Below are 26,312 nucleotides of genomic sequence, written 5' to 3' on the forward strand. Positions count from 1 at the left end.
CGGCTTCGGCGTTTTCGGCCACCGCGACGACGATCAGCCGATCCCGCCCCGCTGACCTCAGACTCCGCAGGAGGTCAGCCGCGGCGGCGAGAATGCCACCGATCCGACCCCGCCGTTGACGGCTCCGTTGTTGGCGAGTTGCATCGTCGTCACGTAGGTACAGGTTTGAATCTCGGTGGATAAATTGAGGTAGACCACGTTGAAGGTGTAGGCGAACGTGCGGACCAACTGCTTGGCATCCCAGGGCACGTCCAGCACGAAACCGAGCGAAGAGTCAAGAGTCCTGATCCAGATGGCCCGCTCGCCGGTCTCCCCGATCGACGGCACCACCGAAAACGGGGAACCGTCGGGCCTGGTGCCGGCGACACTGAGGCTGTCGATGCGGTAGCCGGTGGCTTCGGCCGGTACCGGCGGGCCGGGCTGAATCCTGGTGGTGAACTGAATGGAATAGTTGGTGCCACCGCCGATCGCCCTGGTGGTGGAGAAGCTGGTCCAGCTGAATTCCTCCGGCAATTCCACACCGCAGTTGTCGATCGCCGCGTATGGATCGCCGCACGCGGGTGAGCCGGCCGGCGCGGCCAGCGCACGCGGGCCGGCCAACGCCGCGCCGAAGACCGGCACCGACCAGGCGGCCCCACGCAGGAAGATGCGGCGTGAGATCGCCGTCTTCGCACTGCCGGTCACGTGCCTCACAGTAGGCGATCAGGGCGCTTTCGGTTGTTCGGTCGGTGTTTGGATGCCATGCTCCCCGAATGCTGTGGAAGCGCTTGTCCGCCGTAGTCACCGGCCGCCGTTCCTGGCTCGTCGCGCTGGTTCCACTCCTGATCGCCGGCGCGCTGATGGCACTGAGCAACGGCAATGACGACGCGACTCAGTCGCCCCAGTCACTGCCGGCCAGCGCGGAATCGGCTCGCGCGGCCGCGGCGCTGTCCACCTTCGCCGGGGGCGAGCAGGCGACCGTGCTGCTGGTCGCCACCCGCACCGACGGCGCGCCACTGACTCCGGCCGATCTGGTGGCCGTGAACGCTGCCCGAGACCGTATGGCGCAGGTGCCCGATGTGCTCGCCGGCCCGGGTCCGCCGGTAGTGCCGTCCACCGACGGCCAGGCGGCGCTGGCCACGGTGCCGCTGAATGCCGAGTTGTCCGGTTTCGAGCTCACCGATGTGGTCAAAGCCCTGCGCGCGGCCGCCGCCGACGGGTTGCCGCCGACGCTGTCGACCCACGTCACCGGCGGTCCGGCGTTCGGCGCCGACATCGCCGACGCGTTCACCGGCGCCAACATCACCTTGTTGGCGGTCACCGCATTGGTGGTGGCGCTGCTGCTGATCGTCACCTACCGCTCGCCCGTGCTGTGGCTCATACCGTTGATGGTGATCGGGTTCGCCGACCGGGTGGCCACCGTGGTGGGCTCTGAGGTCGCGCGCGCCGCGGGCGTGACACTGGACGGCTCCACCGCGGGCATCACCAGCGTCCTGGTCTTCGGGGCCGGGACCAACTATGCGCTGCTGCTGATCTCGCGCTATCGCGAAGAACTGCGCGCCGAACCCGAACACCGCACCGCACTGGCCCGTGCGGTGGCCGCGGCCGCCCCGGCGATCCTGGCCAGCAACGCCACCGTGGTCCTCGCGCTGCTGACGTTGGTCTTGGCGGTCACCCCGAGCACCCGCAGTCTCGGGATCTGCGCCAGCTGCGGGCTGTTGGTGGCCGCGGTATTCGTGCTGCTGCTCCTGCCCCCGCTGCTGGCGTTGGCCGGCCGGAAGGTGTTCTGGCCGTTCATTCCCCGGGCCACGGCCGAGGCGAGCACGCCCACCGGAGCGTGGCACCGCGTGGCCGCCGCCGTCTCGCGCCGCCCGGCACTGGTGTGCACGGCGGCGGTCGCCGTCTTGGCGGTGTCGGCCACCGGGCTGCTGGGCACCGGAATCGGGTTGTCGCAGACCGAGCAGTTCCGGGTACAGGCCGACTCGGTGACCGGATTCGACACGCTGGCGGCGCACTTTCCCGAAGGGGCGGCCAGTCCGGCCATCGTGATCGGCCCCACCGTCCGGTCTGCCCAACTCAAGCAGGCGATCACCGCCGTCCCGGGCGTCGTCTCGGTGACCGAGACGGGTGTGTCCGAGACCGGGCGGACCATGTGGTCGGTGGTGCTCGACGCCGCACCGGGGACTGATGCGGCTTTTGATGCCGTTGCCGGACTGCGTGATTCCGTGGGTGCGGTGGATTCCCGCACGTTGGTGGGCGGCGCCGACGCGCAGGCCCTCGATGTGCGCGACGCGGCGGTGCGTGACCGCACGGTGCTGATCCCGCTGATCCTGTTGGTGGTGCTGGCCGTGTTGTTCCTGCTGCTTCGGGCGGTGCTGGCGCCGCCGGTTCTGGTGGCGGCGACGGTGCTCAGCGCGCTCGCGGCCCTCGGGCTGGGGGGCTGGGCCAGCCTGCACCTGTTCGGATTCCCGGCGCTGGACTACAGCACTCCCCTGTTCGCGTTCCTGTTTCTGGTGGCGCTGGGCGTGGACTACACCATTTTCCTGGTGACCCGCGCCCGCGAGGAGACTCCCGCGCACGGCACCCGCGACGGCATGGTGCGCGCGGTGTCGGCCACCGGCGCAGTCATCACCAGTGCGGGCATCGTGTTGGCAGCGGTGTTCTGCGTGCTCGGAGTGCTGCCGTTGATCGTGTTGACCCAGCTGGGCATCATCGTCGGCCTGGGAATTCTGTTGGACACGTTCGTCGTTCGCACCCTGGTGATTCCCGCGCTGTTCGCGCTGATCGGCGATCGGGTCTGGTGGCCGACGCCGCCGCGCTGAGATCTACAGTGCCGCCCAGATCGACTTCGTCTTGAGATAGCCGTCGATGCCCTCGTAGCCGAACTCCTTGCCGAGGCCGGACTGCTTGTAGCCGCCGAAGGGCACGTTGTGGTCGAAGGTCAGCTGGCAGTTCAGCCCCACCATGCCCGCCTGCAGCCGCTTGCCCAGATTGTGGGCGCGGGCCAGGTTGGTGGTCCACACGGTGGCCGCCAGGCCGTAGTTCGTGTCGTTGGCCATCGCGATGGCCTCGTCGTCGTCGTCGAACGGCAGGATCGTCACGACCGGGCCGAAGATCTCCTCCCGGTACAACCGGGAAGTGGCCGGGTCGACACCGGTGACCACGGTGGGCTTGATGAAGTAGCCCTTGCGGTCGAGTCGGTAACCGCCGCTGACGATCTCCACACCGTCCTTGCGGCCCTGGTCGATGTAGCCCAGGACGCGGTCGAGCTGCCGCTGGCTGACCAGCGGGCTGATCATGGCGCCTTCGTCCTTGGGACCGCCCAGCACCAGGTTGTCTCCGATCATCGCGATGCCGGCCACCACGCGCTCATAGACGCTGCGCTGCACGAAGACTCGCGAACCGCACACACAGCCCTGGCCGGAGTGCACGAAGATGCCCATCGAGGCCATCATGATCGCCATGTCCAGATCGGCGTCCTCGTAGATCAGCACCGGCGACTTGCCGCCCAGCTCGAGGGTGACCTTCTTCAGGCTGTCCGCGGCGTTGCGCATGATCTCCTTGCCGACCTCCGTCGAGCCGGTGAAGGCGACCTTCTCGACATCGGGGTGGGCGGTGATCGCCGCGCCGGCGGTGGCGCCGTAGCCGTGGACGAAGTTGGTGACACCGTCGGGAACCCCGGCCTGTGCGATCAGCCGCTCCAGCAGCACCGCGGTCAGCGGTGTCTCCTCGGCCGGCTTGACGACGCTGCTGCAGCCGGCCGCCAGCGCCGGAGCGACCTTGGCGCAGGCGTTGAACAGCGGGCCGTTCCACGGGTAGATCAGGCCGACGACGCCGTACGGCTCCTTGTGGGTGTAGGCGTGGAAATTGGCGTGCGTGCTGTTGACCCCGCCCTCCATCTGAACCTGGTAGCTGCTGCCGTTGAGCTTGGTACACCAGCCCGCGTAGTAGCGGAAGAACTCTGCGCAGGTGGACACGATCATCTCGGCCTGGACCGGCGGCATGCCGGCGTCCAGGGACTCCAGCTCGGCGAACTCCGCCGCGTGCTCATCCATCAGATCAGCGAGCCGCCACAGCACCTTGGCGCGCTGGCGGGCCGGGAGGTCGGTCCACACACCGGACTGGTAGGCCGCTTTGGCGCGGGCGACTGCTTCATCGACGGCTTCGGCGCCGGCGTCGCGGAACTCGGTGATCTGCTCTTCGGTGGCCGGGTCTATCACGGGGATGACGTCACCGGTACCGGGGCGCTTGGAGAGATCTTCGATCACCGACTGCACTGTCATTTGGCGGGTCCTTTGGTCACGACGGCTGATGCTGTGCACCTGCTTAGCATCTGCGACGCGCGGCGGTCAACAGTGGTAGGTGACGCCGGTCAGCTCTTCGGCGACCGTCCACAGCCGCTGCTGCGCGTCGACGTCACAGGCCCGGCCGGCGGCCCGCACCATCACCGGAGGGCCGATCTGCTCGAAACGCCCACCGGGGCCGTAGAACTGACCCCCGGCGGCGGTGGGGTCCGTCGCGGCCCGCAACATCGGCAGCGCCCCCTCGGCAGGACCCTGCGTGAACCAGCCCGTCACAAAACGCGACCGGCTGTTGAACACCCACCGGACCGCCCTGGACTGCTCGCGCAGGATCGAGGTGCGGGTGCCACCGGGGTGGGCCGCCAACGCGATCGCCCGACTGCCGGCCGCCTCCAACCGTCGCTGCAATTCGTAGGTGGCCATCAACTGGGCGAGCTTGGACTGGGTGTAGGCCACCGCCGGCGTGAACGACACCGCCAACTGCAGATCGTCGAACGCGATCCGGCCGCTGCGGTGGGTCTTGCTGCTCACCGCGATGATCCGTCCGGCCTCAGCGGCCAGCACGCGATCGAGCAGCAGACCCGTCAGGGCAAAGGGCCCAAGGAAGTTCGTGCCGAAGTCACCCTCGAAGCCGTCGACAGTCAGCTGCCGCCGCTGGTGCATGACACCGGCGTTGTTGACCAGGATGTCGATGACGGGGTAGCGGGCCCGCAGCTCATCCGCGCACGCCCGTACCGACGCCAGGTCACTGACGTCGAGGTGGACCACGTCGATGCGCGCGCCCGGAGCCGATCGCAGAATGTCGGCCCGGGCGGCGTCTGCCGCGGCGGTGTTGCGGCAGGCCAGCACGACCGTGGCACCCAGGGCCGCCAGTCCCCGCGCGACCTCGAGGCCCACCCCGGTGTTGGCACCGGTCACGACCGCCGTCCGTCCGGTCTGGGGTGAACCCTGCTGCAGCGTCCAGTGCGCCGCACCCATCTGGGCCGGCCGCCTCAGCCGCGGCCCGCCGTCGCGAAACGCTGGTCGGTGTAGCGCCGCAGGTTGGACAGGAAGCGGCGGAACGCCAGGTTCATCAGTGGTCCGCTGACCGGAGCCGCCCAGCCGGCCGGGCCGGTCAACCGATTCGCCAGGGTCCAGGTGAGCCGGCAACCCTGCGGCGTGGGTTCGATGAGGTAGTCCTCGACGAACACCGCCAGCGCCGAGGTCGAAGCGGCGTTGAATCGAAAGGCCATGTGCCGTCCCGGTTCCCAGGCCAGAAATTCTTCGTCTCCGACGATGCCTCCCCGCATGTCGACGGTGCGGGTGGTGCCGATTCCGTGCGGTTCGGGGCTGGTCCAGGTCACGTTGGTGATGACGCTGGCCCAGTGCGGCCAGGCTTCGGCGTCGGCCAGCACCTCCCAGATCTCGTCGGGGGTCACCGCCAGATCAACGCTGTTGCTGAATCGCTGCGGTGCGCGCTCGAGGAAATCGAGACCGACCCGCTCACACGGATGCATCCGAGACAATTGCCGTTCCTTTCCATGGCCTACGAGGCGGTCCGCGCACTCAGCGGGTTGATCAATTTGTACTCCGGCCGTCAGCGCGATGCGACCGCAGTGACCGCTTCTGGCCGCGCCCGCAGTGGCCGTTGCCGCACGATCGTCGGCCACCAGAACCACGGCCCGTAGATGCGCACCAGCGACGGCACGATGAACGACCGCACGATCAGGGTGTCGAGCAACAGGCCGATACAGACCGTGGAGCCGACCTGGCCGATGGTGCGCAGATCGCTGGCGAGCATGGCCAGCATGGTGAAGGCGAACACCAGCCCCGCCGAGGTCACCACCCCGCCGGTGCTGCCCAGCGCCCGGATCAGCCCGGTGTTCAACCCGGCCGGAAGTTCCTCTTTCAGCCGCGCGATCAACAACAGGTTGTAGTCCGAACCGACCGCCACCAGGATGATGAACGTCAACGGCAGGATCAGCCAGTGCAGATGCAGCCCGATCAGATGCTGCCAGATCAACACCGACAGCCCGAAGGCCCCGGCATAGGAGAACGCCACCGTTCCCGGAATCACCAACGCAGCCACCAGGCTCCGCGTGATCACCAACATGATCAGAAAGATCAGCACGAAGGCGGCGATCGCGGCGATCAGCAGATCCGATCGTGAGTACTGCTGAATGTCTTTGTTGTTGGACCCGGATCCGCCGATGTAGATCTTCGCACCGGCCAGCGAGGTCTCCTTCAGCGCGATCTTGATGGCGTCGGGAAACTTCTCGACATGTTCGATGCCCTCGGGCCCCATCGCGTTGCCCTCATGGGTGACGATGAATCGCGCGGCCTTGCCGTCGGGCGACATCATCAGCTGCATGCCGGTCTTGATGTCCTCGTTGTCGAAGGCCGGTCGGGGTATGTAGAAGAAGTCGTCGCTGCGAGAGGCGTCGAAGTCATTGCCCACATTGATCATGTCGTCGAACGTCTGGTCGGTGTTCTCGGCCTGAATACTGGAGGGGCCGTAGGTGTTGACGATCAGCGACCGCAGGGCGATCTGATCGTCGGCCATGATGTTCAGTTGCGCGACCATCTGCGGGAGCAGTGAGTCGACGACTTCCAGCGATGTCACGGCATCCCTGATGTTCTCCGCCAGCTTGTCGACGCTGTCCATCATGTCCCACAACGACCGGAACGCCCAGCAGACCGGGATGTCGTAACAGTGTGGCTCCCAATAGAAATAGCTGCGGATCGGCCTCATGAAGTCGTCCAGGTTGGACAGCTCCTCATCCATCTGCTCGGTGAGGGACTGCATCTCCTCCATGGTCAACACCGTGGCATGCATTTCGTCGGCCAGCCTCTGGGTCAACGCGATCGTGGTCTGCAGCACCTCGACGGTGTGCCCCATGATCTGGGCCTGCTTGTCGGTGTTGGCGTTCTGTTCCCGGGTGAACGGCAGTTGCTGGCCGTTGGCGCTGCCCTGCATGGTGAACAGGTAGGGCAGCGAGGCGTGCTCGAGGGGGCGTCCCATCGGCCTGGTGATGCTCTGCACCATCGCGACCCCGGGTAGGCGGATCAGCGCCTTGGCCACCCGGTCCAGCGAGATGAAGTCCGCCGAGTTGCGCATGTCGTGATCAGACTCGACCATCAGCATCTCGGAGAACAGCTTGCTCTTGGCGAAATGCCGGTCGGCGGCGGCGAATCCCAGGTTGGCAGCGGAGTTGTGCGGCTGATAGGTGCGATCGTCGAAGCTGACCTGGTAGGTCGGCGCAAACACCGCGCCGGCCGTCACCGCCGCGGCACTGGCGGTGAGGATCGGCTTGGGCCAGCGCACCACGCTGGTCGCAATCCGGCGATACAGCCGCGCCTTGGCGGTGCGCCTCGGATCGAACAGGCCGAACAGGCTGCCCACGCTCAGGATCGCCGGGGCGAGCGTCAATGCGCCCACGACCGTCAACACCATGCTGATGGCCACCGCCGGCCCCATCGTGTTGAAGTAGTTCAACCGCGCGAAGCTCAGACAGAAGGCCGCACCGGCGATCGTCAGGCCGGAGCCCAGGATCACGTGCGAAACGCCCCGATAGGCCGTGTAATACGCGTCTTCTCGGCTTTCGCCGTTCAGTCGCGCCTCGTGGTAGCGGCCCATCAGGAAGATGCCGTAGTCGGTGCCCGCACCCAGCGTCAGTGAGACGACCATGTTCACCGCAAACGACGACAGCTCGATGAAGCCGAGGTGCCCCAGAGTCGCGATCACCCCCTTGGCGGCCAGCATCAGGATCAGCACCCCGAACAGCGGCACCAGCATGGTGGTGAAGGAGCGGTACACCAGCAGCAGCATGAAGATGATCAGGAAGATCGTGGCGATCGTGATGTTGTTCAGGCTCGAATTCGCCGTCGCCACTGTGTCGGCGGCCAGCGGTGCCGCACCGCTGACATAGACCTTCAGGCCCGCCGGTGGATCCGATGTCGCGACGGTGTGCCGCACGGCGGCTACGGAGTCGTTGGCCTGCATCTGGCCGATGTCGCCGGCCAGGCGCAGCAACACGTACGCGGCCTTGCCGTCGAGGCTCTGGGCGCCGGCTGCGGTGATCGGTTTGCCCCAGGTGTCCATGACGTACTGGACGTGGTCGGTGTCGGCGCGCAGTGTGCGCACCAGTTCGTCGTAGTAGCGGTGGTCTTCGGCGGCCAGCGGGCGGTCGGCTTCCAGCACCAGCATGGTCATGCTGGTGCTGTCGGACTCTTCGAACTTCTCGCCGATCGCCAGCATCGCGGCCTGCGAGGGCGCATACGTCGGCACCATCGGCCCGGCGAGCTCCTCGGCGACCCTCTCCACCTGCGGCACAAAGGTGTTCGTGGCCATGGCCAGCAGACCCCAGAACACGACGATCGGTATCGCCAGCGCGCGGACCACACGCGCTACCAGAGGCCGCTTCTGGCGATGTTCACTCATGCGGACTTCACTCGGCAGGTGATGTCGGCGTTCTCACGGTTGTTGGTGTGCTCGTCTCGAATCACGCCGTCGACCAGGATCCGGCAACCGACGTAGTCGCCGCGCACCTGTACCGAGAGGCTGCCGGACACCACGCTCAGCATCGTCGTCTCCTCATGGGTCCAGGGCAGGGCATTCAACCCGACCGTGTGGGGATGGCCATCGATATCGACGTAAGACAGCAGTGCGCCGTCGCCCGCGGCGCCGAAAACCTCATAGGTGAGCTTCTTGGGGGTGAACTGTTCGGGTGCTTGGGGCGGGTTGACGGTCAGAACCGGCCCCGGAGCGGACAGTTGGTGGACCTTCCACATCGACAGCCCGCCCAGGCTCAGCGCGACGACGGCGGCCAGTGGCATCCAGGCGCGCGCCAGCAGCGACCTGCGCGTGGGCCGCGGCCTCACTCGGCTTGCGCTTTCGACGGCGCCGGGAGCAGCTTGTTGAGCCTTCTGACCCGCAGGATCTGGGCAGTCGTGTTGAGCGCGCCGAACATGGGAATCACCCCGATGAATGTCCGTTCCGAGGGCGTGGCGCCGTGGAGTTGTTCCAGGCTGCCCAGCACGTACAGGCAGCCCAGCGAGAAGATGGCGGCGGGAATGGTGAAGGCCAGCGGGGAACGCAGCTCGGTGACGGCACGGGTGGCGAACTCCAACTCGTCGGGCGACAGGTGCTGGCGGGTGCGAAGTTTGGTGAACACCGCCCGGCGGGCGCCGATTCCCTCACTGATCGGCAGCGGAGGCCGGCTTCGCAGTTGCCGGATGTAGAGGAGCAGGCCGGTGCCGGAGACCAGCAGCGCGATGCAGGCGACCGCGGCCAGATCGCCGAACAGGCGCCAGTTCGTGCCGAACATATTCCAGTTCATGCCGAGCCAGCCCCCGTCCGTCGCTCGCAGCCGCCGGGCCCCGGCGGACCCGGCAGCTGGTTTGGAATGCTATTCGTCCCGTAATGAGACGTCAACATCTCATTATGGGACTATGCTGTGGCTATCATGGGAATCGTGAATGAGCAGGGCCCGGAACTCACCGGCGCGCAAGCCCGCACCCGGGCAGCCATCCTGGAGGCGACGGCATCGGTGCTGGCCCGAGACCGTACCGCCACACTGCCGGAGATCGCCGCCGCCGCGCAGGTCGGCCGGTCCACCCTGCACCGCTATTTCGCCGACCGGGAGCGGTTGATCTACGCGGCCACCCTGGATTCGATCCGGGTCATCGGCGACATCCTCGCCGCCGCGGCGACTGCCGAGGGTCCGGCGATCGACGCGATGCGCCGCGTCATCACCGCGCTCGCACCGGAAGGCGATCGGATCGTGTTCCTGTTCGCCGACCCCGCGGTACTGCGCGACATCGCCGCTGAGGACCGGCCGAACTCCGCGCCGATCCTCGACCTCATCACCCGCGGACAACGAGAAGGCGTCTTCGACCCCGACATCAGCGCGGAATGGATTCGGATCGCACTGTTCGGGCTGTTGGTCAAGGCATGCAGCGAGGCAGCACGCGGGACGGTCCCGCGCCACAGCATCGTGCCGACACTGACTCGGATCTTTGAACGCGGCGTGACGCTGACTCCCTAGCCGGTGGCCTCAATCCCCGGGCGGGGTCTGCAGCGCCGGCAGGACCAGCGTGTCGATGACCTGACGGACGAAGGAGGCGTCGATCCGCTGGCCGCGGACCACCTGCAACAGCCCCATCGCCAAGAGGGCGTCGGCGACCAGTGACCAATCCCGCTGGGGATCAATCTCTCCGCGTGCCGCGGCCTGGGCAATGATCTTGGCGAGCAGGCCCTTGCCCTTGACCAACACCAAATCGTCGACCGCAGCGGCCAGGTCCGGATCGTGTGCCGCCTCCAGGGCGACGCGCAACACCAGATCGTTGGGAAAGGGCTCGTCGTCGTTACGCCCGACCCGCTCGACGAGGGCGTCGAGGTCGCCGTCCAGACTGCCGGTGTCGGGGGTGTCCCTGGTGAGCAGGTCGGGCCGCCAATAGATGAGTGCGTCGGTGACCAGGGCTGCTTTGGAGGACCAGCGACGGTAGATGGCCGCCTTCCCCACCCCTGCGCGAGCCGCGATGTCGTTCATATTGGCTGCGTCGTAACCGTTTTCCGACACCACTGCCAGGGCGGCATCCAAGATCGCCGGGTCTCGGGATCGGTCCAGGCGCCCGTCGGTGCGATGCCGCAGTCTGGACTCCATGGCGTCACACAGTCGTCGACTGCGGGATCGGCGCGGTGTCGGCGGCCGGCTCAGGGGCCGGCCGGTCGCGCATGGCGAAAGTGTTCAGCGGCCACCAGAACCACCGGCCCAGCGCCGCGGCGATCGACGGAGTCATGAAAGCCCGCACGATGAACGTGTCGACCAGCAGTCCCAGCGCGATCGCGGTGCCCAACTGCCCGATCACCCGCAGATCACTGACCATCATCGAGGCCATGGTCGCCGCGAACACCAGGCCGGCCGCCGTGACCACCCGACCCGAAGCGCCCATACCGCGGATGATTCCGGTGTTGAGGCCGGCCCCGATCTCCTCTTTGAGTCGCGATACCAGCAGCAGGTTGTAGTCCGATCCGACGGCCAGCAGGATGATCACCGTCAGCGGCAGCACGATCCACTGCAGTCCCAGCCCCAGGATGTCCTGCCACAGCAGCACGGACAGCCCGCACGCCGTGCCCAGCGACGCCAACACCGTGCCCACGATCACCAGCGACGCCACCAGGCTGCGGGTGATCAGCAGCATGATCGCGAAGATCAGGATCAGCGTGGACAGGCCGGCGATCATCAGGTCGATCTTCACGCCGTCCTGCATGTCGCTGTACATCGAGGCGGTGCCGGCCAGCGACACCTTCGAGCCCTCCAGCGGCGTTCCCTTCACCGCGTCTGCGACGGCTTCCCGGATGCCCTGGACGTGTTTGATCCCCTCCACCGAAGCGGGGTCGCCCTGGTGGGTGATGATGAATCGCACGGCGTGGCCGTCCGGTGAGACGAACATCTTCAGGCCCCGGATGAAGTCGGGGTTGTCGAAGACTTCCGGTGGCAGATAAAAGGAGTCGTCGTTTTTGGCCTCGTCGAAGAACTTGCCCATCAGGGTTGAGCCTTCGGCGTTCTCCTGCAGATGGTGCTGGATCCCCGACATCGAGCTGTAGGTCGCGAGCATGAAGCCGCGCATCTTCTTCATCGAGTCGATGGTCTTGGGCAGGTCTTCGAGCATCTGCGGCATCAGAACGTCAAGCCGGTCGACGTCTTTGATGGTGGTGCCCATGTCATCGGTCATCGTGTCGACGTCGTCGAGCATGTCGAACATCGACCGGGTCGAGGCGCAGATGGGGATATCGAAACAGTGCGGTTCCCAATAGAAGTAGCTGCGCAGTGGCCGGAAGAAGTCGTCGAAGTCGGAGACGTGCTCGCGGACGGTCTCGATGTCGCTCTGCAGCTCGTGCATGTGGAGGGTCATCTCATGGGTGTTGTCGACGACCTGCGACATGATCGAGTACATGTGCTCCATGGTGGCCACGGTCCGGCCCATCTCGTCGGCCTGCTCCAGCATCGAGGCCATGGAATCGTTCATGAACTTCGCGGTCTGCAGCTGACCGGAAGCCTGCATGGCGATCTGGAACGGGATGGAACTGTGCTCGATCGGAGCGCCGAGCGGACGCGTGATGGTCTGCACCCGTCCGATGCCCCGCTCGTGGAACACGCTCTTGGCGATCCGGTCGATCACCAGCATGTCCGCCGGGTTGCGCACATCATGGCCGGCATCCACCATCAGCAGCTCGGGGTTCATGCGGGCTTGGGAGAAGTGCCGCTCGGCCGCTGTTTGGGCCACGTTGGCGGCGATGGTCTCCGGGGTGAAGTGCCGGTCGTTGTAGTTGGGCACGTAGGTGGCCAGGGCCAGGAATCCGATCGCCGCGATGAACGTCGTCACCACGATGATCGGCTTGGGCCACCTCGTCACCAGGGTGCCGATGCGACGCCAACCACGTTCGGAGACTTCCCGTTTGGGATCGAAGATGCCGAACTTGGACGCGACCACCAGCACCGCCGGGGCCAGGGTGAGGCCGGCCACCATGGTGGCCACCAAGGCGATGGCGCAGGGCACGCCCATGGTCTGGAAGTACGGCAGCTTGGTCGCGGTCAGACACAGGGTGGCCCCCACGATGGTCAGGCCCGAGCCCACGATCACGTGCACCACGCCGTTGTAGGCGGTGTGGAACGCCTCTTCGCGATCCTGGCCGCGGGATCTGGCTTCGTGATAGCGGCCAAGCAGAAAGATGAAGTAGTCGGTGCCCGCGGCGATGGTCAGCATCGTGACCATGCTGACCGCGTAGGGGGTCAGGCCGATGATGTCGAGATTGCCGGCCGTGGCCACAATTCCCTCGGCCGCGTACAGCTCGAACCGCACCAGGATCAGCGCGACGATCGCCGATCGCAGCGAACGGTAGATGACCAACAGCATCACGAAGATGACGCCGATGGTGACCGCCGTCATCAGTTCCATGCTGTTGTGGGCCGCGATCAGGGTGTCGGTGTTGAGCACCGTGTTGCCGGCCACGTGGGCCTGCACCCCCGGCGGTGCCGGGACCCCTTCGACGATCTTGCGCACCGCGGCCACCGACGCATGGCTGGGCGTAGTGCCCTGGGCGCCGTCGAGGAAGACCTGCACGTAGGCCGCTTTGCCGTCCGGGCTCTGGGATCCGGCGGCGGTCAGCGGATCGCTCCAGAAGTCCTGCACGTTCTGCACGTGCTTGTCGGCTTTGAGTCGGGCGACGATCTCGTTGTAGTACTCGTGCGCGCTGTCGCCGAGCTTGTCGTCGCCTTCGAGGACGACCATCGCCGTGGAGTCGGTGTCGAACTCCTCGAACTTGTGACCGATGGTCATCATGTCCTGGTAGGCGGGCGCGTCCAGCGGCGCCATCGGCACCGAGTGCTTGCCCGCCACCACCCCGAGTTTGGGAGTGAACACCGTGGTGCCGACTGCGATCAGCAACCAGAAGACGATGATGGGCACCGCCATGACCCAGAGCAGCCGGGCGATGCGCGACCGCGGCGGGTGCGACAGGTGGTTGCTCATACCGACTTCACCAAGCAGTAGATAAAGGGCTTGTACTCGTCGATGCTGCGATCGTCACGGACGTTGTCGTCGACGATGATCCGGCAGCGCAGATGCTCCATGGCGGTGTTTCCCTGAGCGACGATGTTGGCCGACATCGACGGCAGGGTGGTGACGATGGTGTGCGACCAAGGCAGGGGGGCGTCTTCGACGAGGTGCGGCTGCCCGTTCTCGTCGAGGAAGTTGACGCTGACGGTGCCGCCCGAGGGTGCCGTCAGTTCATAGGTGATGTGTTTGGGGTTGAACGGTTTCGTCTCGTCGGCGTTCGCCTCGGAACTCGCCGTCCGCGCACCCGCACCGAAGCTGTTGCGAACGCGGACCACCACATAGGCGCCCAGCGCGATCACTACGACAAGAAGCAGGGGTATCCACGCCTTCTTGAGCCGAGCGAGCACCCACCATCTCCTTGCCTTGCCCACCACCGGGATAGGGCCATCGCGCCGCATAAAAACGCCGGCGGAACCCGAGTTCCGCGTGGACCGCAACGGACTGTACCGCACCGCCGACCTGGCACGGAAGGTTGTGCGGCGCGCGAGCTTCGCGTGAACCATCACCCGCGCGCGAGCGTGGCTAGTCTGGCGGCAAGTCGCGGGACAACCTATGGAGAGCGCCGTGGAGAAGTCAGCGTGAGCACCGTAGCCCTGAGCACCGAACTGCCGATCTCTGCGCAACGCGCCGCGGCCTTGGCGCGCAAGCCCGCGTTGATGCAGTTCGTGCTGGCCCCTGTGCTCAAGCTGCCCGCCCTGCCCACCCCTGAACATTTCGAGGTGGGCACCACCGCGTCAGCGCGGCTGTGGTGGTTCGGGGTCGTCCCCGCGTGGACTCATCACATCGAAATCAAAGAGCTCGACGATCTGATGATCTACACGCACGAGCACGGCGGGCCGGTGCGCACCTGGAACCATCGGCTGACTTTCACTGCCCTGGACGAGCATCGCTGCCGCTACACCGACGAGATCGAGACCGATGACGGCATCCGGGGCTGGGGCACCCGCGCGTTCGTCCGGCTGATGTTTGCTCATCGACACCGCCGCTGGCACGCCCTCGCCGCCATCCTCGCATAGCCTGCGCCACCGCCAACGCGAATACGGCTGGTCAAACAATTATCTGGTGCCGCGGCGACACAACTACTACACTCAGTCGTAGATTCGGCTCAGTGGCTCCGGGAGATTGCCCATGGATGTTGTCGACATATCGCGGTGGCAGTTCGGGATCACCACGGTCTATCACTTCATATTCGTGCCGCTGACCATCGGTTTGGCTCCCTTGGTCGCGCTCATGCAGACGATGTGGGTGCTCACCGACAATGTCGCCTGGTATCGGCTGACGAAGTTCTTCGGCAAGCTGTTCCTGATCAACTTCGCTCTGGGAGTTGCCACCGGGATCGTGCAGGAATTCCAGTTCGGAATGAACTGGAGCGAGTACTCGCGGTTCGTCGGCGACGTGTTCGGGGCACCGCTGGCGATGGAGGGCCTGGCCGCGTTCTTCTTGGAGTCCACCTTCCTCGGGCTGTGGATCTTCGGCTGGGGCCGACTGCCCCGGGTGGTGCACCTGCTGAGTATCTGGGTGGTCGCCATCGCCACCAACCTGTCGGCGTTCTTCATCATCGCCGCCAACTCGTTCATGCAGCACCCGGTCGGCGCTCACTTCAATCCGGAGACCGGACGTGCCGAATTGGACAGCATCGTGGCGCTGTTCACCAACAACACCGCGCAGGCCGCCCTGTCGCACGCGGTCGCCGGCGCGTTCTTGACCGCCGGGACGTTCGTCGCCGCGGTGAGCGCCTGGTGGATGGTCCGGTCGGGCACCGCCGGCGCCCCGCAGACAGCCGACAGTGACGCGGCCACCCTGTACCGGCCGGCGACCATTCTCGGGTGTTGGGTCGCACTGGTTGCCGCGGTCGGCCTGTTCTTCACCGGTGACGTGCAGGGCAAGCTGATGTTCGTTCAGCAGCCGATGAAGATGGCGTCGGCGGAATCGTTGTGCGACACCGCGACCGACCCCAACTTCTCGGTTTTGACCGTCGGACGGCAGAACAACTGCGACCACCTGACCCGGGTGATCGAGGTGCCCTATGTGCTGCCGTTCCTGGCCGAGGGCCGCGTCAGTGGTGTTCGGCTCGACGGGGTCCGCGACATCCAGCAGCAGTTCGAGCAGAAGTTCGGCCCCGGCGACTACCGGCCGAACCTGTTCGTGACGTACTGGTCGTTCCGCGTGATGATCGGCCTGCTTCTGTTTCCGGTGCTGTTCGCGATGGTCGCGTTGTGGCTGACACGCCGCGGACAGATCCCCCGGCAGCGCTGGTTCTCCTGGTTGGCGCTGCTGACCATCCCCACCCCGTTCCTGGCCAACAGCGCCGGCTGGGTCTTCACCGAGATGGGCCGGCAGCCTTGGGTTGTCGTCCCGAATCCGACCGGCGACCCGAATGTACGGCTGACCGTCGCCGAAGGCGTGTCGGGGCACAGTGTGGGAATGGTGGTCACCTCGCTGGTGATGTTCACCCTGGTTTATGCGGCCCTCGCGGTGATCTGGTTCTGGTTGATCAGGCGCTATGTGGCCGAGGGCCCACTGGAACACGACGCCGAACCCGCGCCGCCGGCACCACCCGCCGAAAACGACGTGGCGCCACTGTCGTTCGCCTACTGAGGTAGAAGGAGGTCATCGCGATGGACCTAAACCAGGTCTGGTTCGTACTGGTCGCGGTGCTGTTTCTCGGGTTCTTCATCTTGGAGGGCTTCGACTTCGGCGTGGGGATGCTGATGGCACCTTTCGGCCGCGCCGGTGCCGGTAGCGGGGAAGCGCACCGGCGGGCCGCGCTGAACACCATCGGACCGGTCTGGGACGGCAACGAGGTCTGGCTGCTCACCGCTGGCGGGGCGATGTTCGCCGCGTTCCCGGGCTGGTATGCCACGGTGTTCTCGACGCTGTACCTACCGCTGCTGGCCATTCTGTTCGGCATGATCGTGCGATCCGTGGCCATCGAGTGGCGCGGCAAGGTCGACGACCCGAAGTGGCGAGCCTGGGCAGACCTCGGGATAGCCGCCGGTTCCTGGCTGCCGGCGATTCTGTGGGGTGTGGCGTTCGCCGTCCTGGTCCGTGGCCTGCCCGTAGACGCCGATCACCACGTCCGCCTGGCATTCACCGACGTGATCAACGCCTACACCCTGCTGGGCGGCCTGGCCACCGGCGGTCTGTTCCTGTTCTACGGTGCGGTGTTCACCGCGCTGAAAACTGCCGGGGCGGTTAGGGACGACGCGCACCGGTTCGCCACCCGGCTGGCGCTGCCGGCGACCGCGCTGGTGGGCGGGTTCGGGGTGTGGACGCAGCTCGCCTACGGCACCGGGTGGACGTGGCTGGTGCTGGGCGTCGCGGTGGCCGCCCAGCTGACCGCGGTGACGCTGGTGTGGCGACGGGCCTCCGACGGCTGGGCCTTCTTCTGCACCGCAGTCGTCGTCGCAGCGGTGGTCGTCTTGTTGTTCGGCGCCCTGTATCCGGCCCTGCTGCCCTCCACCTTGGATCCACAGTGGAGCCTGACGATCTACAACGCCTCATCGACCCCGTACACGTTGAAGATCATGACCTGGGCCGCGGTGATCTTCGCCCCGCTGACAATGGTCTACCAGGGCTGGACGTACTGGGTGTTCCGCCAACGGATCTCGGCCGACCACATTCCGCCGTCCATCGGGCTCGCGAGGCAGCCCTCCTGAGCGCCCCGGCATCTCGGGCACCGCTGGACCCCCGGCTGTGGCGCGCATCGACGGCGATGCGCCGATACCTGCTGGCCATGGTGGGCTGCGGAGTGGTGATCTCGGCATGCGCCGTGGGATCCGCGATCATCTTGGCCGACATCGTGTCTCACGTGATCGCCGATCCGTCGACACGAAGCGTCGCGCACTGGTCACCGCTGCTGGCAGCCCTCGCGCTGGTGTGGGCGGTGCGCACCCTGGCGCACTGGCTGCAGGCACGACTGGGCCAACGCGGAGCCAGCGCGGTGATCGCCGACCTGAGCGGGCAAGTGCTGACCGCGGTCACCGCACGCTCCCCCCGCCGCCTGGCCACCCAACGGGACGATGCCGCCACCGTGGTCACCCGCGGATTGGACGGCCTGCGCCCCTACTTCACCGCCTACCTGCCCGCACTGTTGCTGGCCGCGATCCTGACCCCGGCCACCGTGCTGGTGATCGCCTGCTACGACCGTCGCGCGGCGGTTCTCGTCATGATCACGCTGCCGCTGATTCCGGTGTTCATGGTGCTGATCGGCCTGGCCACCGCGGATCGCTCGGCGGCGGCCCTGGCGGCCATGACGACACTGCAGGCGCGGCTGCTGGATCTGATCGCCGGCATCCCGACGCTGCGCGCCCTCGGGCGGGCGACCGGACCGGAGCGCCGGATCGCCGAACTGTCCGACGCGCAGCGGCGGTCGACGATGGCCACCCTGCGGATCGCGTTCCTCTCGGCGCTGGTGCTCGAGCTGCTGGCGACGCTGAGCGTGGCCGTGGTGGCCGTCAGCATCGGCCTGCGACTGGTGTTCGGCGAGATGGGCCTGACGGCCGGGCTGACGGTGTTGCTGCTGGTGCCCGACGTGTATTGGCCGCTGCGCCGGATCGGGGTGGAGTTTCACGCCGCGCAGGACGGTCGCGCCGCCGCGGAGAAGGCCTTTGCGCTGATCGATGAACCCCCTCGCCGGGCGCCGGGCAGTCGCACGGTGGCGGCGCGAAGTGCAGTGATCGACCTCGCATCGCTCAGTGTGGCCGGCCGAGACGGCGATGCGCCGGCCGGCCTCACCGCGCTGATCGAACCCGGCCAGGTCACCGTGCTGACCGGTGCGAACGGGGCCGGCAAGAGCACCACGCTGGCGGCGATCGCCGGCCTCACCGAACCCAGCTCAGGGCGCATCACGGTGGCCGGCGTCGACATCGCCGATCTGGACCCGCCCGCCTGGTGGGCCCAGCTGTTCTGGCTGCCACAGCGTCCGGCGCTGATTGCGGGCACGGTGGCGGAGAACCTGGCGTTGTTCGGCGACCTCGCCGACGTCGAAGCGGCCTGCGCCGACGCCGGATTCGACGACGTGCTCGCGCAACTGCCCGACGGGGTGCACACCGCGTTGGGTCGCGGCGGCGTCGGCTTGTCCTTGGGGCAGCGACAGCGGCTGGGATTGGCGCGAGCGCTGGGGTCCACGGCCCCGGTGCTGTTGCTCGACGAGCCGACGGCTCATCTCGATGCCGCCACCGAGCAGCGGGTGTTGGCGGCCCTGGTGCGACGGGCTCGCGCCGGGGCGACGGTGGTGGTGGTGGGCCACCGCCCGCCGGTGCTGGCGGCCGGGGACCGGGTCGTGACCGTGCACAGCGAATTGGCCGCAGATCATGCGACAGCCTGATCCGCTGCCGGCCGCCGTGGGGCTGCTGCGCCCGCGCCTGCCCCGACTGGTGCTGGCCGGCCTGCTGGGGACGTTGTCGCTGTGCAGCGCGCTCGCCTTGGCCGCTGTCTCGGCATGGCTGATCACTCGGGCCTGGCAGATGCCGCCGGTGCTGGACCTGTCGATAGCCGTGGTGGCGGTGCGGGCGTTGGCGATCTCGCGCGGGGTGCTGCGTTACTGCGAGCGGCTGGTGAGCCACGATGCGGCACTGCGGGCCGCCGGCAGTGCCCGCGGGCAGCTCTACCGGCGGCTGGCTCACGGCCCGGCCGAGACCGCGGTGCGGTTGCCCAGTGGTGAGCTGGTGGCGCGGGTGGGCACCGATGTCGACGAGCTGGCCGACCTCCTGGTGCGTGCCTTGCTGCCGATTACGGTCGCGGGGGTGCTGGGCGTGGTCGCCACCGCGGTGATCGCGGTGATCGCGCCGGCGGCAGCGGTGGTGCTGGCCGTCTGTCTGCTGGTCGCCGGTGGGGTGGCTCCGTGGCTGGCCGCGCGGGCCGCGGCGGCGCAGGAACGCACCGCCCGCGAGCACCTCGCCGAGCGTGACGTCGCAGCGATGCAGGCGCTGGAGAACGGCCCCGAACTGCGGATCGCCGGACTGCTGCCCGCCGTCATCGCGGAGTCCCAGCGCCGCCAGCGGGCGTGGGCCGCAGCCCTGGATGGGGCCGCCCAGCCGGCCGCGATCGCCGCTGCTCTGCCCACCGCCGCTGTCGGGGTCAGTGTGCTGGGCGCGGTGGTGGCAGGCATCGGCCTGGCCGACGCCGTGGCACCCACCACCCTGGCGATTCTGATGTTGTTGCCGCTGTCAGCGTTTGAGGCGACCACCGCGCTGCCGGGGGCGGCCGTGGCGCTGACCCGCTCGCGGATCGCGGCGCGGCGCATACTCGAGCTGGCCCCGGTGGAACCCCCGGTGGCCGACGCGCCGGCGGTGCTGCCGGAGGCGGCGGCCCAGACGCCCGTCCTGCACGCCGACCTGCGATCTGGATATCGGGCGGATCAGTCCGTTCCGGTGCGGCTCGACCTGGCTCCCGGGGATCGGCTGGCGATCACCGGACCCAGCGGGGCCGGCAAGACCACGCTGCTGATGACCCTGGCCGGCCTGCTCACGCCGCAGACCGGCGGCGTCTGGCTCAGCGGGACTCCGGTGCGGGAGCTTTCCGAAGCCGACCTTCGACGGGCTGTCAGCTTCTTTGCCGAGGACGCGCACATCTTCGCGACCACAGTCCGGGACAACCTGCTGGTGGCGCGCGGGGACTGCCGCGACGACGAACTGCGGGTGGCGTTGAGCCGGGTGGGGCTGGGACCGTGGCTCGACGGCCTTCCCGACGGTCTGGCGACGGTGCTGGCCGGCGGCGCCGAAGCGCTCTCGGCAGGTCAGCGACGGCGCCTGCTGCTGGCCCGCGCCGTGGTCTCGCCGGCCCGGATCGTGCTGCTCGACGAACCCACCGAGCACCTCGACGCCGACGGTGCGGACCAGCTCCTGCGCGATATCTTGGCCGTGCCCGGCCTGTTCGGGGCCGATCGGACGGTCGTCCTCGCCACCCACCAGCTGCCGGACGGCACCGCAGCGCCCGGCTTCGCAACGCTCGCGATTCCCGCTGACCCGACGGCGGCGACCCGCAGCGCCCGGCTTCGCCGTGCTCGCGATCCCCGCTAGGGTGCATCTGTCGGCTTCCCTGAACCAGCCGGCAGAACGGTTGAGTCAACTCATGACCACAGCAGAGACGTCGGCGCTGGAATCGCGGGTCGGCCACTACTACCAAATGGACGGCACCTACCTGGTGGGCCGCGAGAAGGTCCGCGAGTACGCGCGGGCCGTGCAGGACTACCACCCCGCACACTGGGATGTCGCGGCCGCCGCCGAAATGGGCTACTCGGGGCTGGTGGCGCCCCTGACGTTCACCTCGGTCCCGGGCATGAACTGCAATCGCCGCATGTTCGAGTCGGTGGTCGTCGGCTACGACACCTACATGCAGACCGAAGAGGTCTTCGAGCAGCACCGGCCGATCGTCGACGGCGACGAACTGCACATCGATGTGGAGCTGACCTCGGTGCGCCGCATCGCCGGCCGCGACCTGATCACGGTGACCAACACCTTCACCGACACCGCCGGCGAGCGGGTGCACACGTTGCACACCACCGTCGTGGGGGTGACCGCCGAGGACATCGATCCGACCGTCAAGACGGCGGTGCACAACGCGATGATGCACGACGTCAACATTCTCGAGGTCGGCGAATCCGACGCCGCCTACCAGAAGACAGTGCGGCCCGAAGGGGAGGTTCGGATCTCCCAGGGCGGTCTGACCCGCACCCCCGCGACGCCGTCCTTCGAAGACGTCAAGGTCGGCGACGAGCTGCCCACGCGCCACACCCGGCTGGCGCGCGGCGACCTGGTGAACTACGCCGGTGTGGCCGGTGACGCCAACCCCATTCACTGGGACGAGGACATCGCCAAGCTGGCAGGCCTGCCCGACGTGATTGCGCACGGCATGCTCACCATGGGTCTGGGTGCGGGTTTCGCCTCCGCCTGGACCGGTGATCCGGGGGCGGTCACCCGGTACGCGGTGCGACTGTCCGCACCGGCGATCGTGTCGGCCAAGGAAGGCGCCGACATCGAGTTCAGCGGCAAGATCAAGTCATTGGATCCGGAGACCCGCAGCGGTATCATCCTGATCGCCGCGAAGTCCGAGAACCGGAAGATCTTCGGCCTCGCGACCATGAACGTCCGCTTCCGCTGACTCTCGCCCGACTACAGGCGAGCGCAGGTCTGACAGGCTGCCTGCAGCACAGCAACAGTGAAAATCCAGTCCGCTGACAGGTAGTTTCCAGTGAATCGTGCGTAGTATCAGTCCCCTGAGATGACGCTTGTGAAGAGAAACCTCTCCCAGACGCAGAGGCGTGGACCGGATTCACCCGGTTGAGGACATAACCGGATAACTCGAATCGGCCGCGATTTCTGGTTTGGAATTAATGGCGATGGGGCTATTAAGAAAATATGTAATCGGGGAATAGCTGCAGATAGCCTGGTGACAGCTGCCTCACAACAACTTTCGAAGATGTACTGGTACCACTGTCAACTGAAAAAAGTCGCACGCTTTTTACATCGCAAGAGCCTTCAATAGACCACGGCCGTCTAGGGTTTGGGCTTCGACGGCGAGTTCCGAGCGTCGGCAGTCAGAACGCGTGACGTAAGGAGTCACCCGAGATGGATTTTGCTGCCTTGCCACCGGAGATCAACTCCGGCCGAATGTATGCAGGTGCGGGCTCCGGCCCCCTGCTGGCCGCCGCTTCGGCTTGGGACGCGCTGGCTGCGGAATTGAGTTCGGCGGCGTCGTCCTACGAGTCCGTGGTGACGAGCCTCGCCGAGGAATGGTCCGGCCCGTCGTCCGCCTCGATGGCCACCGCAGCCGAGCCGTACGTGGCGTGGATGGCCACCACCGCCGCACAGGCCGAACTGTCGGCAAACCAGGCCCGCGCTGCAGCGGCAGCCTACGAGGCCGCCTTCGCGGCCACCGTGCCACCGCCGGTCATCGCGGCAAACCGGACCCAGCTGGCAACCCTGATCGCAACGAACTTCCTGGGACAGAACACTCCGGTGATCGCGGCCACCGAGATTCACTACGCGGAGATGTGGGCGCAGGATGCCGCGGCGATGTACGGCTACGCCGCAGCGGCCGCGGCGGCAACTCAGCTCAGCCCGTTCACGGAGCCCCCGGAGACCACCAACCCGGCCGGGGCGGTCAATCAGGCCGCCGCAGTGGCGGAGGCGACCGGAAATTCGGCGGCGTCCAACATCGCGCAGGAGGTCTCCCAGCTGCTGACTGCGATGCCCCAGGCGCTGCAGTCGCTGTCCGCCAATCCCGTGGGGACGGCGGCGGCGAGTTCCCTGCTGGAAAACTGGAACCTGATCTTCGCCACACTGACCGGGCCCACAACCCCGCTCGGCTGGTCGACCATCCCCGGTGGCTATTGGCTGGCGTTCGGGCAGATCTACTCCTGGATCATGAACACGATGGCCGCGGAGGCCTTCTTCGCCGGCCCGAAGGCCATCACCGGAGCGCTCGCACCACTTGCACCCCTGGCACCGGCCATGCTGCCGGTCGCCGGCCTCAGCAGTGCCACCGGTGTCCTGGGCAACGCCGCAACGGTCGGCAAGTTGTCGGTTCCGGCGTCCTGGGCGGTCGCGGCGCCGGCCACCAAGCTGGTCAGCATGGCGTCGTCCTTGCCCGCAACGCTGGAGGCCGCTCCGCTGGCATCGATCGCCGGTCAGGACGCCATGTTCGGCGAGATGGCACTGGCCAGCCTGCTGGGCCGCGGCATCGGCGGCACCGCGGCCCAAACCGTGGGCGCGGGAACCCGTCCGCTGCGCAACAGCGGCGGCCCTGATGCCTTCGGTCCGATTCCTCCCGGTGAGGCCGACCCCGCCGCCGCAACCATCATCGTCATTCCGGCACCGGATGAGTGAGCCGGCGATGACCAAACATGGCCCCTTCCCGCTGACCCGGTCGCACCCGACCAGATAAGGGAGTCGAAATGTACTTCTCTTTGCTCCCGCCGGAGATCATCTCGGCCAACATGTACACCGGCCCCGGTTCCGCGTCGCTGATTGCCGCCGCCACGGCCTGGGAACGTCTGGCCGGCGAATTGAGCTCCGCCGCATCCGAATACGAAGCGGTGATCACCTCGCTCACCGATGAATCATGGACCGGCCCGTCCGCGGCGGCGATGACGGCCGCCGCCCAGCCATTCATCGCCTGGATGTCGACCACCGCGGCCACCGCAGCTCAGGCGGCCGCACAGGCGCAGGCCGCTGCCACCGCCTACGAAACGGCGCGCGCGGCGACCGTCCCACCGGAAGTCGTCGAGGCCAACCGCGCCCAGAACCAGATGCTGTACGCCACGAACTTCCTCGGCCAGAACCTGGCGGCCATCGCGGCCAACGAAGCCCAGTACCTGGAGATGTGGGCGCAGGACGCCGCCGCCATGCAGACCTACGCCGCTTCGGCTGCCGCGGCCACCAAGATCACCGCGTTCACCGAGCCGCCGCAGACCACCACCGGGACTGCCGCGGCCACGTCGGCGGCCAACGCGGGGGCGGCGGCCGCCTCGGGCAACCCGGTCATCGATTTCCTGGCCGAGCTGGCGACCCAGTACAACAACTTCGTCAACAACCTCCTCATCCAGCTCACCGGCAATCCGGATGCTCCGGCCAACTTCGCGGCGGTGTTCTCTTCGCTGAAGGGTCCGGCGGGCCTGACCACGCCGTTCAACGACGTATCGCTGCTGGTGAACTTCCCCATCCAGAACTTCCTCAAGTTCGGAACCCCGGCCGGCCGGGCCTTCGAAGGCGTCGGCGGCCTCCCGGCCACCGGGCTGGGCGCCGGACTTCGCGTGGTGGGCCCCGCCGGCCTGACCTCAGCGGTGTCGGCAACCATGTCGGAGGCAAACCTGGTGGGCAACCTGTCCGTTCCGCCGAGCTGGGCCTCGGCCAGTCCCGCGATCCGGCTGGCGGCCACCGGCGCTCCGGCCGCAGGCCTGGCTGCCGCACCCGCCTCGGGTATCGGCGGTGGCCTGCTCAACCAGGCGGCGCTGGGCGCCATGGCCGGCGGCGCCCTGGGCAGCGCAACCCCCCGCCCCGTGCCCAGTGGGCGGATCCGGATTCAGGGCGGCAAGGCCAAGACTCCGGTCAAGCTCGACGCGGTGATCGCCAAGCTGCAGAGCCAGCCCGAAGCGGTCCAGCACTGGAACGTCGACCAAGCCGGACTCGACGAACTGCTTGAGGAACTGTCCCGCAAGCCCGGCGTGCACGCGGTGCACCTCAAAGGCGCCAAGAAGGCAACGCGCCCCGTCACCTGACGCCCCTGTGCGGCGCTACCTCCTGCGAAAGAGAGACACATGCTCCTCGAGTTCTGGCAGAACTTCACCCACAACCTGTTCAAGCCACTGTTGTTGTTCTTCTACTTCGGCTTCCTGCTCGCACTGGCCAAGGTGCCCTTCGAATTCCCGAACGCGGTGTATCAGGGCCTGACGATGTATCTGTTGCTGGCCATCGGCTGGCACGGCGGTGAGGAACTCGCCGGCATCGACCTCTCGCAGATCGGTGGAATCCTCGGCTTCGTCATCGTCGGATTTCTGCTGAACTTCCTGATCGGCATGCTCGCCTACGTCTTGCTGAAGTATCTGACGAAGATGCGCGACATCGACCGGGCGACGGTAGCCGGGTACTACGGCTCCGACTCGGCCGGCACGTTCGCCACCTGTATGGGGGTGCTGGCCACCGTCGGCATGGCTTTCGACGCCTACATGCCCGTGATGCTGGCCATCATGGAAATCCCCGGCTGCCTGGTGGCGCTGTTCCTGGTCGCCCGGCTGCGCCACCGGGGCTTGGACGCCTCCGGAAACATGCCCCACGAGTCGGGCTACACGGTGCCGGCCGGTTCGGTTCCGGCAACCGCAGCCGCACAGGCCGGCGACCCCGCGGGCGGCCTGGCCGTCGGAAGGAACCCCGAGCGCCCGGACGTCGTAGCGACCTCGAACGGGCGCCTGATCAACCGCGAGCTGGTGCGGGAGGTCTTCCTCAACCCGGGCATCTGCCTGCTGCTCGGCGGCATCGCGATCGGGTTCATCAGCGGGCTGCAGGGGTCCAAGGTCACCGGCGTCGACGACCCCGTCTTCGTCACCGCGTTCCAGGGCGTCCTGTGCCTCTTCCTACTCGAGATGGGCCTGACCGCGGCACGCAAGCTGAGGGACCTGAAGGCCGCCGGCCGTGGCTTCATCCTCTTCGGTCTGCTGGCGCCCAACGTCTTCGCAGCGCTGGGAATGTTTGTGGCGCACACCTATTCGCAGCTGACCGGAGTTCACTTCCAGCTGGGCACCTACGTCCTGTTCGCTGTGTTGTGCGCCGCGGCCTCCTACATCGCCGTGCCGGCTATCCAGCGGCTGGCGATTCCGGAAGCCAGTCCCAGCCTGCCCCTGGCGGCATCGCTGGGTCTGACGTTCGCCTACAACGTCACAATCGGCATTCCGCTCTACATTGAGTTCGCCCGTCTCATCACGGCGCAGTAAAG

21 protein-coding genes are annotated in these 26,312 nt (G+C 67.2%); 11 read left to right on the top strand and 10 right to left on the bottom strand.

The genetic code is table 11. The features are described from left to right. Positions 1–57 precede the first annotated feature (57 nt). Positions 58–684, bottom strand: a complete 627-nt coding sequence (locus tag AWC18_RS11765) for a hypothetical protein (protein ID WP_085138851.1) — start codon at positions 682–684, stop codon at positions 58–60. Positions 685–752: 68 nt separating this feature from the next. Between AWC18_RS11765 and AWC18_RS11770 the strand changes: the two genes are divergently transcribed. Continuing rightward, positions 753–2,801 carry an MMPL family transporter gene (locus tag AWC18_RS11770; protein WP_085138852.1) on the top strand — a complete coding sequence of 683 codons (2,049 nt, stop codon included), beginning with the start codon at positions 753–755 and terminating at the stop codon, positions 2,799–2,801. Positions 2,802–2,804: 3 nt separating this feature from the next. On the opposite strand, the gene AWC18_RS11775 is transcribed toward AWC18_RS11770, so the two are convergent. The 6 genes from AWC18_RS11775 to AWC18_RS11800 form a co-directional block, all read right to left on the bottom strand. Continuing rightward, a complete protein-coding gene (locus AWC18_RS11775) occupies positions 2,805–4,262 on the bottom strand; it encodes an aldehyde dehydrogenase family protein (protein WP_085138853.1) in 1,458 nt (485 codons plus the stop codon). A 66-nt stretch (positions 4,263–4,328) separates the two neighbouring features. After that, positions 4,329–5,258: an oxidoreductase gene (locus tag AWC18_RS11780; protein ID WP_085138854.1), complete on the bottom strand. Its 930-nt coding sequence runs from the start codon at positions 5,256–5,258 to the stop codon at positions 4,329–4,331. 14 nt (positions 5,259–5,272) lie between these two features. Beyond that, positions 5,273–5,776 carry an SRPBCC family protein gene (locus AWC18_RS11785; protein WP_085138855.1) on the bottom strand — a complete coding sequence of 168 codons (504 nt, stop codon included), beginning with the start codon at positions 5,774–5,776 and terminating at the stop codon, positions 5,273–5,275. A gap of 80 nt (positions 5,777–5,856) precedes the next feature. Beyond that, entirely contained in the window at positions 5,857–8,700 is a 2,844-nt protein-coding gene (locus tag AWC18_RS11790; protein WP_085138856.1) for an MMPL/RND family transporter, read from the bottom strand. Continuing rightward, positions 8,697–9,140 carry an MmpS family transport accessory protein gene (locus tag AWC18_RS11795; protein ID WP_076047406.1) on the bottom strand — a complete coding sequence of 148 codons (444 nt, stop codon included), beginning with the start codon at positions 9,138–9,140 and terminating at the stop codon, positions 8,697–8,699. Before AWC18_RS11795 ends, AWC18_RS11790 begins: the two co-directional genes overlap by 4 nt. Further along, entirely contained in the window at positions 9,137–9,598 is a 462-nt protein-coding gene (locus tag AWC18_RS11800) for a hypothetical protein (RefSeq protein ID WP_064996576.1), read from the bottom strand. Before AWC18_RS11800 ends, AWC18_RS11795 begins: the two co-directional genes overlap by 4 nt. A 126-nt stretch (positions 9,599–9,724) precedes the next feature. On the opposite strand from AWC18_RS11800, the gene AWC18_RS11805 reads away from it, so the two are divergent. Beyond that, positions 9,725–10,306 carry a TetR/AcrR family transcriptional regulator gene (locus AWC18_RS11805; RefSeq protein ID WP_082960927.1) on the top strand — a complete coding sequence of 194 codons (582 nt, stop codon included), beginning with the start codon at positions 9,725–9,727 and terminating at the stop codon, positions 10,304–10,306. A 9-nt stretch (positions 10,307–10,315) separates the two neighbouring features. Here the strand turns inward: AWC18_RS11805 and AWC18_RS11810 are convergent, their stop codons facing one another. From AWC18_RS11810 to AWC18_RS11820, 3 genes are read right to left on the bottom strand one after another with little or no spacing between them, the layout of a single operon-like run. Then, complete coding sequence (locus tag AWC18_RS11810; protein ID WP_064996575.1) at positions 10,316–10,924, bottom strand: TetR/AcrR family transcriptional regulator; 609 nt, start codon at positions 10,922–10,924, stop codon at positions 10,316–10,318. Positions 10,925–10,928: 4 nt separating this feature from the next. After that, a complete protein-coding gene (locus AWC18_RS11815; protein ID WP_064996574.1) occupies positions 10,929–13,793 on the bottom strand; it encodes an MMPL/RND family transporter in 2,865 nt (954 codons plus the stop codon). After that, complete coding sequence (locus tag AWC18_RS11820) at positions 13,790–14,227, bottom strand: MmpS family transport accessory protein (protein WP_207504708.1); 438 nt, start codon at positions 14,225–14,227, stop codon at positions 13,790–13,792. The genes AWC18_RS11815 and AWC18_RS11820 overlap by 4 nt, the downstream gene beginning before the upstream one ends. Before the next feature lie 231 nt (positions 14,228–14,458). Here AWC18_RS11820 and AWC18_RS11825 point away from each other — a divergent pair, with 231 nt between their 5' ends. The 9 genes from AWC18_RS11825 (at position 14,459) to AWC18_RS11865 (ending at position 26,310) form a co-directional block, all read left to right on the top strand. Next, positions 14,459–14,896, top strand: a complete 438-nt coding sequence (locus AWC18_RS11825; RefSeq protein WP_064996573.1) for an Rv1443c family protein — start codon at positions 14,459–14,461, stop codon at positions 14,894–14,896. A 112-nt stretch (positions 14,897–15,008) separates the two neighbouring features. Continuing rightward, a complete protein-coding gene (locus AWC18_RS11830; protein WP_064996572.1) occupies positions 15,009–16,478 on the top strand; it encodes a cytochrome ubiquinol oxidase subunit I in 1,470 nt (489 codons plus the stop codon). 20 nt (positions 16,479–16,498) lie between these two features. After that, on the top strand, positions 16,499–17,539 hold the full coding sequence (gene cydB, locus AWC18_RS11835; protein WP_064996571.1) for a cytochrome d ubiquinol oxidase subunit II: 1,041 nt from the start codon (positions 16,499–16,501) through the stop codon (positions 17,537–17,539). A gap of 56 nt (positions 17,540–17,595) precedes the next feature. Further along, positions 17,596–19,209, top strand: coding sequence for a thiol reductant ABC exporter subunit CydD (gene cydD, locus AWC18_RS11840; protein ID WP_064996570.1), 1,614 nt, complete (start codon positions 17,596–17,598; stop codon positions 19,207–19,209). Then, positions 19,196–20,902 (top strand): thiol reductant ABC exporter subunit CydC, encoded by a 1,707-nt coding sequence (cydC, locus tag AWC18_RS11845; RefSeq protein ID WP_083658168.1) that lies wholly within the window; start codon positions 19,196–19,198, stop codon positions 20,900–20,902. Before cydD ends, cydC begins: the two co-directional genes overlap by 14 nt. A 52-nt stretch (positions 20,903–20,954) precedes the next feature. Continuing rightward, positions 20,955–21,983, top strand: coding sequence for a fused (3R)-hydroxyacyl-ACP dehydratase subunits HadA/HadB (locus AWC18_RS11850; protein ID WP_085138877.1), 1,029 nt, complete (start codon positions 20,955–20,957; stop codon positions 21,981–21,983). A 467-nt stretch (positions 21,984–22,450) separates the two neighbouring features. Next, positions 22,451–23,710, top strand: a complete 1,260-nt coding sequence (locus tag AWC18_RS11855; RefSeq protein ID WP_085138857.1) for a PPE family protein — start codon at positions 22,451–22,453, stop codon at positions 23,708–23,710. A gap of 68 nt (positions 23,711–23,778) precedes the next feature. Continuing rightward, complete coding sequence (locus AWC18_RS11860; protein WP_085138858.1) at positions 23,779–25,101, top strand: PPE family protein; 1,323 nt, start codon at positions 23,779–23,781, stop codon at positions 25,099–25,101. Between the two features lie 39 nt (positions 25,102–25,140). Further along, positions 25,141–26,310 carry a sodium-dependent bicarbonate transport family permease gene (locus tag AWC18_RS11865; protein ID WP_085138859.1) on the top strand — a complete coding sequence of 390 codons (1,170 nt, stop codon included), beginning with the start codon at positions 25,141–25,143 and terminating at the stop codon, positions 26,308–26,310. Positions 26,311–26,312 lie beyond the last annotated feature (2 nt).

Source organism: Mycolicibacter nonchromogenicus (genome assembly GCF_002101775.1).
Lineage (GTDB): Bacteria > Actinomycetota > Actinomycetes > Mycobacteriales > Mycobacteriaceae > Mycobacterium > Mycobacterium nonchromogenicum.

Bases quoted from the DNA above. Each gene is read 5' to 3' on its own strand.
- AWC18_RS11815 (WP_064996574.1), bottom strand. From the start codon at position 13,793: ATGAGCAACCACCTGTCGCACCCGCCGCGGTCGCGCATCGCCCGGCTG.
- cydC (WP_083658168.1), top strand. From the start codon at position 19,196: ATGCGACAGCCTGATCCGCTGCCGGCCGCCGTGGGGCTGCTGCGCCCG.
- cydB (WP_064996571.1), top strand. From the start codon at position 16,499: ATGGACCTAAACCAGGTCTGGTTCGTACTGGTCGCGGTGCTGTTTCTC.
- AWC18_RS11805 (WP_082960927.1), top strand. From the start codon at position 9,725: ATGGGAATCGTGAATGAGCAGGGCCCGGAACTCACCGGCGCGCAAGCC.
- AWC18_RS11810 (WP_064996575.1), bottom strand. From the start codon at position 10,924: ATGGAGTCCAGACTGCGGCATCGCACCGACGGGCGCCTGGACCGATCC.
- AWC18_RS11780 (WP_085138854.1), bottom strand. From the start codon at position 5,258: ATGGGTGCGGCGCACTGGACGCTGCAGCAGGGTTCACCCCAGACCGGA.
- AWC18_RS11785 (WP_085138855.1), bottom strand. From the start codon at position 5,776: ATGCATCCGTGTGAGCGGGTCGGTCTCGATTTCCTCGAGCGCGCACCG.
- AWC18_RS11855 (WP_085138857.1), top strand. From the start codon at position 22,451: ATGGATTTTGCTGCCTTGCCACCGGAGATCAACTCCGGCCGAATGTAT.
- AWC18_RS11850 (WP_085138877.1), top strand. From the start codon at position 20,955: ATGACCACAGCAGAGACGTCGGCGCTGGAATCGCGGGTCGGCCACTAC.
- AWC18_RS11800 (WP_064996576.1), bottom strand. From the start codon at position 9,598: ATGAACTGGAATATGTTCGGCACGAACTGGCGCCTGTTCGGCGATCTG.
- AWC18_RS11790 (WP_085138856.1), bottom strand. From the start codon at position 8,700: ATGAGTGAACATCGCCAGAAGCGGCCTCTGGTAGCGCGTGTGGTCCGC.
- cydD (WP_064996570.1), top strand. From the start codon at position 17,596: ATGCGCCGATACCTGCTGGCCATGGTGGGCTGCGGAGTGGTGATCTCG.
- AWC18_RS11830 (WP_064996572.1), top strand. From the start codon at position 15,009: ATGGATGTTGTCGACATATCGCGGTGGCAGTTCGGGATCACCACGGTC.
- AWC18_RS11865 (WP_085138859.1), top strand. From the start codon at position 25,141: ATGCTCCTCGAGTTCTGGCAGAACTTCACCCACAACCTGTTCAAGCCA.
- AWC18_RS11775 (WP_085138853.1), bottom strand. From the start codon at position 4,262: ATGACAGTGCAGTCGGTGATCGAAGATCTCTCCAAGCGCCCCGGTACC.
- AWC18_RS11770 (WP_085138852.1), top strand. From the start codon at position 753: ATGCTGTGGAAGCGCTTGTCCGCCGTAGTCACCGGCCGCCGTTCCTGG.
- AWC18_RS11860 (WP_085138858.1), top strand. From the start codon at position 23,779: ATGTACTTCTCTTTGCTCCCGCCGGAGATCATCTCGGCCAACATGTAC.